Source organism: Spirillospora sp. NPDC047418 (assembly GCF_040643275.1).
Taxonomy (GTDB): domain Bacteria; phylum Actinomycetota; class Actinomycetes; order Streptosporangiales; family Streptosporangiaceae; genus Spirillospora.
Genome location: NZ_JBEYTW010000061.1, coordinates 44,345 through 51,314 on the forward strand (window position 1 = coordinate 44,345; position 6,970 = coordinate 51,314).

Annotated in this window: 5 protein-coding genes; 3 read left to right on the forward strand and 2 right to left on the reverse strand. The window is 74.0% G+C overall.

Annotated elements, in window-relative coordinates:
- Positions 1 to 8 precede the first annotated feature (8 nt).
- The 3 genes from ABZ806_RS30360 to ABZ806_RS30370 all read left to right on the forward strand — a co-directional run bounded on the left by ABZ806_RS30360 (position 9) and on the right by ABZ806_RS30370 (position 5,110).
- The gene (locus ABZ806_RS30360; protein ID WP_500220848.1) at positions 9 to 680 is read left to right on the forward strand and encodes a sigma-70 family RNA polymerase sigma factor; all 672 of its coding nucleotides are present in this window, start codon (positions 9 to 11) and stop codon (positions 678 to 680) included.
- Positions 681 to 1,020: 340 nt separating this feature from the next.
- The gene (locus ABZ806_RS30365) at positions 1,021 to 1,890 is read left to right on the forward strand and encodes an HAD family hydrolase (RefSeq protein WP_500220849.1); all 870 of its coding nucleotides are present in this window, start codon (positions 1,021 to 1,023) and stop codon (positions 1,888 to 1,890) included.
- A gap of 103 nt (positions 1,891 to 1,993) precedes the next feature.
- Positions 1,994 to 5,110, forward strand: a complete 3,117-nt coding sequence (locus tag ABZ806_RS30370; protein WP_500220850.1) for an AfsR/SARP family transcriptional regulator — start codon at positions 1,994 to 1,996, stop codon at positions 5,108 to 5,110.
- Here ABZ806_RS30370 and ABZ806_RS30375 read toward each other — a convergent pair.
- Together ABZ806_RS30375 and ABZ806_RS30380 are read right to left on the reverse strand one after the other, a co-directional pair.
- Entirely contained in the window at positions 5,088 to 5,873 is a 786-nt protein-coding gene (locus ABZ806_RS30375) for an ABC transporter permease (RefSeq protein ID WP_500220851.1), read from the reverse strand. The two genes, ABZ806_RS30370 and ABZ806_RS30375, sit on opposite strands and share 23 nt — an antisense overlap.
- Positions 5,870 to 6,823, reverse strand: coding sequence for an ATP-binding cassette domain-containing protein (locus ABZ806_RS30380; protein ID WP_500220852.1), 954 nt, complete (start codon positions 6,821 to 6,823; stop codon positions 5,870 to 5,872). Before ABZ806_RS30380 ends, ABZ806_RS30375 begins: the two co-directional genes overlap by 4 nt.
- Positions 6,824 to 6,970 lie beyond the last annotated feature (147 nt).

Here is a 6,970-nt window from a genome sequence, read left to right on the forward strand (position 1 = left end):
AGAACTGCATGAGCAGCCTGACCCTCGACGCCGGGGTCATCCCGCTCCCTCGGCGTTCCCGGGGCCGCGCCGCCCGTTCCGGCGGGCCGGGCGCCGACCGCGCCGAGGTCCTGAAAGCGCTGGTGCTCCGCGCGCGGGACGGCGACGCCGACGCGTTCGGCTCCCTCTACGACCACTACGTCGAGCTCGTCTACCGGTACGTCTACTACCGGGTCGGGACGCACTCCCTCGCCGAGGACCTGACGAGCGAGACGTTCCTGCGCGCCCTGCGCCGGGTCCGCGACTTCCACTGGCAGGGCAAGGACTTCGGCGCCTGGCTGGTGACGATCTCCCGGAACCTCGTCGCCGACCACTTCAAGTCCGGCCGCTACCGGCTGGAGGTCTGCACCGCGGAGCTGGCCGAGCCGGACCGGCTCCACCCGGGCCGGCACCGTCCGGGGCGCGTCCAGGAGGGACCGGAGCGGGCCGTCCTGGACGCGATGACCAACCGGACGCTGCTGCTGGCCGTCCGGCGGCTCGGGTCCGAGCAGCAGGAGTGCGTCGTGCTGCGCTTCCTGCACGGCCTGTCGGTCGCCGAGACCGCGCTGGTCATGGGCAAGAAGCCGGGCGCGATCAAGGCGCTGCAGTACCGCGCCGTCCGGTCGCTGGGCCGCATGCTCCCCGACGACCTGCGGTACTGACGATCTGCGCTACTGACGACCTGCGGCACCGACGCGGATCGGCCCCCGGGCCGTAACCCGGCGCGCCGCCCGATCGTTCTCCGGTCAGAGGCGCTCGCGCGCCCGGATTTCCGCAAGGGAGCGGCCGATGAGAACCGGGCATTGAAGACGAGGCGGGGAAGGACCATCGAGCGGGGAGACGCGCTGGCCCGGCTGCGGGCAGGCGGGGCGGGGCCGGATCCGCGTTTCCGCGAGGTGCTGCGTGAACGGCTGATGGCGGCCGCGGGCGACCGGAGTGAAGACCGTCGCAATCATCGCCGGGACGAGGGCCGCGGGGAGGCGGTTGACTAGGCTTCGCCTCATGCGGCGATTCTGGCAACGCGACGTGGACCACAAGAGCGCCGGGGAGGCCGCCGCCGCGGCAGCGGCCCCGCCCGGTCCGCTGCCCGTGCCCGACCCGGCCGCCGCCGCGTTCTTCGACGTCGACAACACGATGATGCGGGGCGCGTCCATCTACTACTTCGCGCGCGGCCTCGCCGCCCGCAAGCTGTTCACCATGCGCGACCTCGCGATGTTCGCGTGGGGGCAGGCCCTGTTCCGGATGCGCGGCACCGAGAACTCCGAGCACATCGGCAGCGCCAAGGAGGCCGCGCTCGCGTTCGTCGCCGGGCAGCAGGTCGCCCAGATCGTCACGCTCAGCGAGGAGATCTACGACGAGGTGATGGCCGACCGGATCTGGCACGGCACCCGCACCCTCGCCCTCCAGCACCTGGACGCCGGCCAGCAGGTGTGGCTCGTCACCGCCACGCCGGTCGAGGTCGCCCGGACGATCGCGCACCGCCTCGGCCTCACCGGCGCGCTCGGCACCGTCGCCGAGACCCGCGAGGGCCTCTACACCGGGCGGCTCGTCGGGAACCTGCTGCACGGGCCGGCGAAGGCGGAGGCCGTCCGGGCGCTCGCCCAGCGGGAGGGCCTCGACCTCGCCCGCTGCTCCGCCTACAGCGACTCGGTCAACGACCTGCCGATGCTGACCGCCGTCGGGCACCCGCACGCCGTCAACCCCGACGCCGAGCTGCGCGCGCACGCCAAGGAGAACGGCTGGCCGATCCACGACTTCCGCACCGGCCGCAAGGTGACGATGGTCGCGCTGCCGGCCGCGGCGGGCGCGGGCGCGCTGGCGGGCGGCGTCGCGGCCGGGATCGCCCTGCGGCGGCACTACCGCGCGAGCTGATCCGCCTGAACGCGGCCGGGTTTCGCGGACGGTTCCGCTCCCCGCCCGGGGCGGCAAGTCGAGATCTATCGCGTTTGCCCGTCTTCGTCCTACGCTGTGTCCCGTGGAGCTGACCTTGCTGGCGCGGGTCGCGTGCCGTGGGCGGGACGTCACGAGTCCCCGGGTGCGCGGGCTGCTCGCGCTGCTCGCCGGTGAGCCGCGCGCGGGCGTCACGGTCGCGCGGCTGGTCGAGGGGCTGTGGGCGGACGATCGTCCGGAGAACCCGGTGAAGGCGCTCCAGGTCGTGGTGTCGCGGGCCCGGTCGGCGCTGGGCGCGGACGTCATCGCGAGCACGCCGACCGGCTACCGGCTCGGGCTGGACGAATCCGACGTGGACGCGTGCGCGGTGCTGCTCGCCGCGTCCGCGAGCGCCCGCTGCGCCCGCGACGGCGACCACGCGGGCGCGCTGTCGCACGCCGACGAGGGGCTCGCGCTGTGGGACGGGCCTCCGAAGCCGGACGCGGGAGACGGTGCCCTGTCCGTCCTGCGCACGGAACGGGCCGCGACGTACTGGACGCTGTGCCGTGCCCGCGCGCTGGCCCTGGCCCGGCTCGGGCGACACGCCGAGGGCTTCGAGGCGCTCGCGTCCGTGGCCGGCGAGTACCCCCGGGACGAGGAGGTCCTCGCCGAACTGCTGCGCTGCGAGGCGGCGGCGGCCGGGCCGTCCGCCGCGCTGGCCCGGTACGAGTCCTACCGGCGCTCGCTGCGGGAGTCGCTCGGCACCGATCCGGGCGCGGGCCTCCAGGTCGTCCAGCAGGAGCTGCTGCGTGACGAGGCGCCGCCCGTCCGGCGCGGCGTCGCGCACGAGCCGAACCCGCTGCTCGGCCGTGCCGGCGACCTCGCCGCCGTCCTCGGCCTGCTGCGGACGTCCCGGGTGACCTCGATCGTCGGGCCGGGCGGTCTCGGCAAGACGCGGCTGGCGCACACGGTCGCGCGCGACGCGCCGCAGCGCTCCGTGCACGTCGCCGGGCTCGCCGGTGTCGCGCGGAGCGAGGACGTGGCGGGCGAGGTCGCGTCCGTGCTCGGCGTCGGCGAGTCACCGTGGGCGGCGCGCCGTCCCGGGGGCGTCCTCACCGGGATCGTGGACGCGCTCGGGCCGGGGCCCGTCCTGCTCGTCCTGGACAACTGCGAGCACGTCGTCGACGGCGTCGCCGCCCTGGTCGGCGCACTCGTGTCGATGACGCGGGACGTGCGGGTGCTGACCACGAGCCGCGCCCCGCTCGGCCTGTCGTCGGAGTCGGTGTATCCGCTGCCCGCGCTCGACCCGGCGACGGCGGTCGAGCTGTTCCGGCAGCGCGCGCTCGCGGCGCGCCCCGGCGCGGGCCTGCCGTCCGGCCCGGTCGAGGAGCTGTGCCGCCACCTGGACGGGCTGCCGCTCGCGGTGGAACTGGCGGCGGCGCGCGTGCGGGTCATGTCGGTCCCGGAGATCGCGCGGGGGCTGGACGACCGGTTCGCGCTGCTGCGCGGCAACGCCCGCGACGCGCCGTCCCGGCACCGGACGATGCACGCCGTCGTCGACTGGAGCTGGAACCTGCTGTCGCCGTCCGGGCGGGCCGCGATGCGGATGCTGTCGGTCTTCCCCGGCGGCTTCACCCTGGACGCGGCCCGCCACCTGCTGGGCGGCGACGCACTGGACGTCCTGGAGGACCTCGTCGGCCAGTCGCTGCTCTCCATGGCCGAGGACGGCACGGGCACGCGGTTCCTGATGCTGGAGAGCGTCCGCGAGTTCAGCGCGTCCCACCGCGACGCCGAAGGGGAGACCGAGCGCGCGGTCGACGGCCTGCTCGCCTGGGCGCGCGAGTTCGGCGCGGCGCACCACGAGGCGCTGTTCGGGGCCGATCCCGTCGCGCCGCTGGGACGCGTCCGGGCCGAGCAGGACAACCTCGTCCAGGCGCTGCGGCACGGGCTCGCCCGGCGGGACGGCACGGCGGTCGCGGCGGCCACGGCGGTGCTCGGCGGCCTGTGGACGCTGGAGTCCGCCTTCACCCGGATGATCACGGTGGCCGAGGAGTCCGCGGGCGTGCTGAGCCGGTTCCGTCCCGGCCCGGCGGACGTCGACGTCACCCGGACGGCACTGGCGCTGAGCGTCCTCACCACGGTCATGCTGAAGGGGCCGCAGGTGACCCGGGCGCTCGTCGTGCTGCGCCGGCTTCCGCCCGCGCCGCCGAACAGCCTCGTCCGGGCACTGGCGGTCCTGGTGGGATCGGCGCCGGAGATCCTGGGCCACGACCGCGCGGCGCTCGACCGGATGCGCTCCGGCGGCCACCCGCTGCTCGCGGCCCTCGCGGACTGCGTCACCGGATACATCCGCGAGCACGAGGGCGACCTGGCGGGCGCCCTGGACGTCACGGAGGCGATGGCGGAGGTGGCGGAGACCGCCCCCTCGCCGTGGCTGCTGCTGATCGCCCACTCGCGGCTCAGCGAGCTGCTGATGCAGACCGACCGGCCGGGTGAGGCCGCCCACCACCTGCGGGTCTCGCTGGACTTCCTCGACCGCTACGGCTGGCCCGACATGTTCGGGCTGCTGTGGGCGCTCGCGGCCGTCCACCTCCACCTCGGCGAACTCGACGAGGCCGAGCGGCTGCTGGAGCAGTCCAACACCGAAGGCCCGTACGACTCGCCGGGCATGGCCACCTTCAGCCTCGGCGCACGCGCGGAGATCGCGTTCGCGCGCGGCGACGCCGAGACGGGCCTGCGGCTGTGGCGGGAGGCGGTGGCACGCCTCGCGGAGGAGGAGATCCCCGCCACGGCACCCGGCCTCGACCCGTGGACGGTCGACACCCACTGCGTCGCCGTCATCGCCCACGCGCGGCACGGGCGGCTCGACCTCGTCCGGGACCTCGCCGACGGGCTGCACGGCAAGCTGTCCGCGCTGCTCGCCGAGGCGGCGCAGCCGCTGCCGCCCGCCGTCATGGACCTGCCCATCTGCGGCTCGCTCCTGCTGGCCCTCGCCTTGGTCGACGACGACCCGGCCCGCGCCGCGCGCCGGATCGCGCTGGCGGAGCGGATGCACTTCACCCGCTCCTTCCAGCCGACCATGTCCCCCGCGTCCGCCCGCCGCGCCGCCCTCGACGCCGACGCGCCGGCGTACCGCGCCGCGGTGGCGGAGTACGCCGGCCTGTCCCGCGCCGAACTGTGGGACGCCGCGCGGGCACTCGCTACCGGGGCGCCTTCCGGTTGAACAGCACCTTCGAGACCGTGTAGCCGGCCACGGCGAGCCCCGCGCACCATGCCCCGGCCGCCACCGCGTCGGCCCCGTCCGGCGACGTCGTCAGCAGGCCGCGCAGCGTCTCGATGATCGGCGTGAACGGCTGGTACTCGGCGAACCACCGCACCCCGGCCGGCATCGACTCCGGCGGGACGATCGCGCTGCCGAAGAACGGCAGGAACTGCACGATCATCGGCGTGTTGCTCGCGCCCTCGGGGTTCTTCGCCAGCAGCCCGAGCATGACGCCCACCCAGGTCAGCGCGAACGTCAGCGCCACCAGCAGCCCCGCCGCGGCGAGCCAGTCGAGGACCCCCGCGCTCGTCCGGAACCCCATCGCGACCGCCACGCCGATGACCGCCGCCGTGCTGAGCAGCGTCTGGATCATGCTGCCGATCACGTGGCCGGTCAGCAGCGACGCCCGCGCTATGCCGAGGGTGCGGAACCGGTCAACGATGCCCTCGGTCATGTCGACGCACACGGAGACCGACGTCTGCAGGCACCCGGACGCGATCGCCATCAGGATGATCCCCGGCGCCACATAGTTGATGTAGTCGCCCTTGGCGGGGCCGCCGACGCCGTCGCCGAGCGCGTTCCCGAACACGCCGACGAACAGCACCATGATGAAGATCGGCATCATCATCCCGGCGACCGTCAGGGACGGGTAGCGCAGCGCGTGCCGCAGGTTGCGGCGCAGCATCGTCGCGGAGTCGGTCATCGCCAGAGTCAGCGTGCTCATGCCGGGGCCACCTCTTCCTTCCGGCCGGTGAGGGCGAGGAACACGTCGTCAAGGTCGGGCGTGTGCACGGACAACTCGTCGACCTCGACGGCCGCGTCCTCCAGCCGTCCGAGCAGTTCCCGCAGCGACCGGACGCCTCCGTCGCTCGGCACCTGCAGCGTGAGCGCGTCGTCGTCCCTGGTCACCGTGCCGAGTGCCCGCACCGCCGCGTCCAGCTCGCCCGGACCGGCGAACCGCAGCCGGACGTGCCCGCCCGGCACCAGCCGCTTCAGCTCTTCGGACGTCCCCTCGGCGACGATCCGGCCGCCGTCCAGCACCGCGATGCGGTCGGCGAGCTGGTCGGCCTCGTCCAGGTACTGCGTGGTCAGGAAGATCGTCACACCGCCGCGGACCAGGCCGCGGATGATCTCCCAGGTCGTCCGCCGGCTGCGCGGGTCGAGCCCGGTCGTCGGCTCGTCCAGGAAGATGATCTGCGGGCTCCCGATCAGCGTCATCGCGATATCGAGCCGCCGCCGCATCCCACCCGAATACGTGGCGACCGTCTTCTTACCGGCCTCGACCAGACCGAACCGCTCCAGCAGCTCATCGGCGGCCCGCCGCCCGGCGGCCTTCCCCAGATGATGCAGGTCGGCCATCAAGATGAGGTTCTCCCGCCCGGTGAGCAGCCCGTCCACCGCCGCATACTGCCCCGTGACCCCGATCGCCTTGCGCACCCCGTCGGGGTTCCGGATGAGATCGCACCCGGCGACCCGCGCCTCGCCCCCGTCCGCCCGGATCAGCGTCGACAGGATCCGCACGGCCGTCGTCTTGCCCGCCCCATTGGGCCCGAGCAGCGAGAACACCGTCCCGCGCGCCACCTCGAGATCGATCCCGTCGAGGACGACCTTCTCCCCGAACACCTTCCGCAGCCCGACCACCGAAATGGCCGTCTGCCGTGCCTCAATCTCCATGCGGAGAACACTGAGGCCCCCCGCCTTCACCCCGCTTTCACCCCGGCTTCACAAGATTCCGTGACCCGACACCCGCAAGCGCCGGGCCACCACAACGTTGACCTGCGGCGTGTTGTTGTTTTCGACGCGCTCATAACAACAACACGC

What these genes read in the sequence shown, in the direction of transcription:
- ABZ806_RS30360 (WP_500220848.1), top strand. Translation starts at nt 9, where the DNA reads ATGAGCAGCCTGACCCTCGACGCCGGGGTCATCCCGCTCCCTCGGCGT.
- ABZ806_RS30380 (WP_500220852.1), bottom strand. Translation starts at nt 6,823, where the DNA reads ATGGAGATTGAGGCACGGCAGACGGCCATTTCGGTGGTCGGGCTGCGG.
- ABZ806_RS30375 (WP_500220851.1), bottom strand. Translation starts at nt 5,873, where the DNA reads ATGAGCACGCTGACTCTGGCGATGACCGACTCCGCGACGATGCTGCGC.
- ABZ806_RS30365 (WP_500220849.1), top strand. Translation starts at nt 1,021, where the DNA reads ATGCGGCGATTCTGGCAACGCGACGTGGACCACAAGAGCGCCGGGGAG.